At 67.4% G+C, this 3546-nt stretch carries 4 protein-coding genes, 1 pseudogene and 1 riboswitch; of the genes and pseudogenes, 3 read left to right on the forward strand and 2 right to left on the reverse strand.

Going from position 1 to position 3546, the window contains the following annotated elements; all coding sequences use genetic code 11:
* Positions 1-198, forward strand: a pseudogene (locus ACWELQ_RS41195) (hypothetical protein); the annotation flags it as partial.
* 15 nt (positions 199-213) lie between these two features.
* On the opposite strand, the gene ACWELQ_RS41200 reads toward ACWELQ_RS41195, so the two are convergent.
* Positions 214-1527 carry an aminotransferase class V-fold PLP-dependent enzyme gene (locus ACWELQ_RS41200; RefSeq protein WP_452402416.1) on the reverse strand — a complete coding sequence of 438 codons (1314 nt, stop codon included), beginning with the start codon at positions 1525-1527 and terminating at the stop codon, positions 214-216.
* A gap of 53 nt (positions 1528-1580) precedes the next feature.
* A riboswitch (SAM riboswitch) is annotated at positions 1581-1694 on the reverse strand.
* Between the two features lie 64 nt (positions 1695-1758).
* Positions 1759-2607, reverse strand: a complete 849-nt coding sequence (locus ACWELQ_RS41205) for an SAM-dependent methyltransferase (RefSeq protein ID WP_452402417.1) — start codon at positions 2605-2607, stop codon at positions 1759-1761.
* A gap of 97 nt (positions 2608-2704) precedes the next feature.
* Here ACWELQ_RS41205 and ACWELQ_RS41210 point away from each other — a divergent pair, with 97 nt between their 5' ends.
* Both ACWELQ_RS41210 and ACWELQ_RS41215 read left to right on the forward strand, forming a co-directional pair.
* A complete protein-coding gene (locus ACWELQ_RS41210; protein ID WP_452402418.1) occupies positions 2705-3154 on the forward strand; it encodes a MarR family winged helix-turn-helix transcriptional regulator in 450 nt (149 codons plus the stop codon).
* 156 nt (positions 3155-3310) lie between these two features.
* A partial coding sequence (locus ACWELQ_RS41215) for a biliverdin-producing heme oxygenase (protein WP_452402419.1) occupies positions 3311-3546 on the forward strand: 236 nt, incomplete at its 3' end.

The raw sequence follows: 3546 nt of genomic DNA on the forward strand, positions 1-3546 counted from the left end.
CTTCACCTGGGATGCCGAGGCCGGGATCGCCCGGATCATCACCAACGACGGTTCCGTCAAGGTCAACAATGTGCGGCGCTCCGGCTACGCGGCGGCACCCGGCAGGTCTCGGTGCAGGACGACCTCGACCTGCTCGACGCGGTGGCCGACGATGATCCGGTGATCGAGGAACTCGCGGCCCGCTACCTGGTTCCCTGACGTCTGTAACTGGCCTCAGAAGCCGCAGGGGGCCGCGCCGTCGGCCGAGCCGCCGAAGGGGCGGGTCTCGGGGACCGGGTTCCAATGTCCTTCGGTGCGGGCGTAATTCCAGGACGGGCCGTTGTCCACCAGGGTGGAGATGGCGTCGATGAGGCGGTCCACGTCCGCGGCCGTGGTGCCGAGGCCGATGCTCGCGCGCAGGGCCGCGTCCACGCCGAGGCGGGACAGCAGCGGGTGCGCGCAGAAGCGGCCGTCACGGACGCCGATGCCGTGCTCGGCCGAGAGGTAGGCGGCCACCTGGCCGGGCTCGAAGCCGTCGACGGTGAAGGCGACGATGCCGACGGCGTCGGTGCTGTCGCGCCAGACGCGCAGGAAGTTCACGCCCGGAACGGTTTTCAGGCCGTAGCGCAGGCGATGGGTGAGGTACTGCTCGTGCTCGATGACGGTGGTCTCGTCCAGGGCGGCGAGGGCGTCGCAGGCGGCGGCCAGGGCGGCCACGCCCAGCACGTTGGGCGAACCGGCTTCATGGCGCTGCGGGGCGGGAGCCCACTCGACACCGTCGGTGGTCACCGAGCGCACCGCGCCGCCACCGGCCAGGTACGGCTCGGCCTTGTCCAGCCAGTCGCGGCGGCCGACCAGCACGCCCGCGCCGAACGGGGCGTACGCCTTGTGGCCGGAGAAGGCCAGGTAGTCGATGCCGGTGGTGCGCAGGTCGATACGCCGGTGCGGGGCCAGTTGCGCCGCGTCCACCAGAATCCGCGTGCCGCACTGGTGGGCGATCCAGGCCAGCCGCTCCAGCGGCAGCAGTTCGCCGGTCACATTGGAGGCGCCGGTAACCGCGAGCAGGGCAGCGGGTTTCGAGCACAGCTCGGCGACCACGCGCTGAATGGTCTCCTCGATGGTGTCGGCGACCGGCACTACCCGGCGGCCGTGCCGGGTCCAGGGCAGGAAGTTGGCGTGATGCTCGACATCCAGCACCACGGTGTCGCCGGGCACACACGAGGCCAGCAGGTTCAGCGAGTCGGTGGTGTTGCGGGTGAAGACCACCACCTGGTCCTCGGCCGCGTTCAGGAAGCGGGCGACCGAGCCGCGGGCGGACTCGTAGCAGTCGGTGGAGACCCGCGAGGCGTAGCCCGCGCCGCGATGCACGCTGGCGTAGAACGGCAGCAGCTCGGCGACCCGGTCGGTGACCTGCTGCAGCGCGGGAGCGCTGGCGGCGTAGTCGAAGTTGGCGTAGCCGATGGTGCCGCCCTGCACGAGCGGCACCTGGAGATCACAGCCCGAGACGGTGGCGAGGGGAGCACAGGTCTGGTCGGCGAATGCGGTCATCACGAAATCCCATCGGATTCATGGACACACGATCGGTGAAAGAGGTGATCGAGAGTCCGCGCTTGCCGCGCCCGGTTGGACGGCGGCCCGGTCGTCACCTGGAGCACCCCACCGCGGAGGAGGGTTGCCGACCAGCTAGCCAGGGCTTGACGCTGGTACTCATGACCTGATTGGAGACACTGGCAGATGCCGCGCGGGCTTGTCAACCCCTCCCGGTCGGGACGGCCACCGTCAGAATTTGCGAGCCGAGACGCACCGTTCGAGGTCCGGCACTGAGATCCGACGGCCGATCGGTTCCAGATAGCTTGCGGTGTGCTCACGTCCCCCAGCCTGCTCGATTTCGAGCCATCCGTACTCGGCCAGCAGTGCCGAGACCTGATCCGGCTGCAAACCGAAATGCCAGAGTGGTTGTTGCGCAACAAATCTGCGGTAAGTGGGCGCGCATCCTTGAAGGTCGATGCCGTCCAGAAAATCCTGCCGGACATAGCTGAAGATGAGCTGGCTGCCGGTTGCGGCCTTGGCGAGAGTCGAAAGGGTCGCGCGCACAGCGGGTTCGGTCAGATACTGCGTGACGCCTTCCCAGAGGAAGAGGGTCCGCGTGTCGAATCGATAGCCGTGCGAGGTCAATACCGTGGCCAGGTCGTCGGTCTCGAAGTCGATCGGCACCTGGGTCACGCTGTCGGGCAGTGCCGTTCGCTTCCGCTTCGCGGCGAGGTTGATCGGCAGATCCACCTCGAACGCGGGAATTCCGGCGGGCGCGGCCAGTCGCAGCGCCTTGGTGTCGAATCCCGCGCCGAGTATCACGACCGCCTCGATGCCGTCGGTGATCGCGGCCGCGGTGCGGTCGTCGAAATACCGTTTGCGGCAGGCGAGACTCTCCCATGCGCCGGCGCCCTCGCGGTTCATGCCCGCGCGCAGCAGGCGTCGTCCGGCTGGGATGCGCACCAGTGCTCGCGGGCCCGCGGGCAGCATGCGCATGGCCAGTTCGTCTGTCAGGAAACGTCTTTCGGCGGGTTCGAGGTCCTCGACCGCGGCGATGAGAATCGGGACCAGGGATGTGTCGGCGGCGGTGTTCGGCATGGTCGCGTTACCCTTTCCTGCACCGGTCAAGTATCTGAGTGGAGGAAGTAGTTGCATGGATGCAGATAAAACTAAGGCCTCCCACCCGCGACGGTCAATGCCGCAGCTCGAAGGGCCGTACCGCGAATACGTCACCGCGCAGGCTGTCATCGCCCAGGCCGCCGCGTCCGCGCTCGGGTTGGGGGCCACCGACTTCTTCGCGCTGAACCTCATCGCGCTGGCTGGATCGCTGACCGCGGGCGAACTCGCGTCGCGGACCGGGCTGTCGACCGGTGCGGTCACCCGGCTCATCGACCGGCTGGAACGGGGTGGATTCGTCCGGCGGGTGCCGGATGCCACCGACCGTCGCAAAGTGCTGGTCGTGTCGATTCCGGATTCGGACGGCCGGATCGAAGCGGTGGTGGGCCCGCCGCGGGACCGGTTGGCGGAGATGTTCGCCGACTACGGGCCCGAGCAGCTCGAGGTGCTCTTCGACTACTTCACGCGGGCGACGGTCGCACTGCGGGAGGCCGCCCACGACATGCTCGACCGGCCCCGGCGGGTGTGACCGACGGCACGACCGTATCGGAAAAATCGTCCGAAAGTTGGAGTGGGTGGGCCGCAAAGTTCGAATCGCGAGATCGTTGCTGAAGCGTATGGTCGAGAGGAAGTTAGGGTAGCCAAAGTGGGGTGCCCCCGGAGTTGATCACGAGGAGCCTCGACCATGTTGGAGACCAGCACCCCGTTCTCGACGCTCATTCGCACCGCGACCGAGCAGCAGCACAACGAGGCGGAACACTCCACCTTCATGAGCGACCTGTTCGCCGGGCGGCTCGGAGTGGAGGCGTTCTACCGGTACACCTCGCAGCTCTGGTTCGTCTACGTTGGCCTGGATAATCTATCCGAATCTCTGTGTTGCGTTACTGTCGGTGGTCCTTTATTGAAGGGCGAACTGTCGCG

It is taken from the genome of Nocardia sp. NPDC004722, assembly GCF_053601505.1.

Bases quoted from the DNA above. Each gene is read 5' to 3' on its own strand.
- ACWELQ_RS41200 (WP_452402416.1), bottom strand. From the start codon at position 1,527: ATGACCGCATTCGCCGACCAGACCTGTGCTCCCCTCGCCACCGTCTCG.
- ACWELQ_RS41205 (WP_452402417.1), bottom strand. From the start codon at position 2,607: ATGCCGAACACCGCCGCCGACACATCCCTGGTCCCGATTCTCATCGCC.
- ACWELQ_RS41210 (WP_452402418.1), top strand. From the start codon at position 2,705: ATGCCGCAGCTCGAAGGGCCGTACCGCGAATACGTCACCGCGCAGGCT.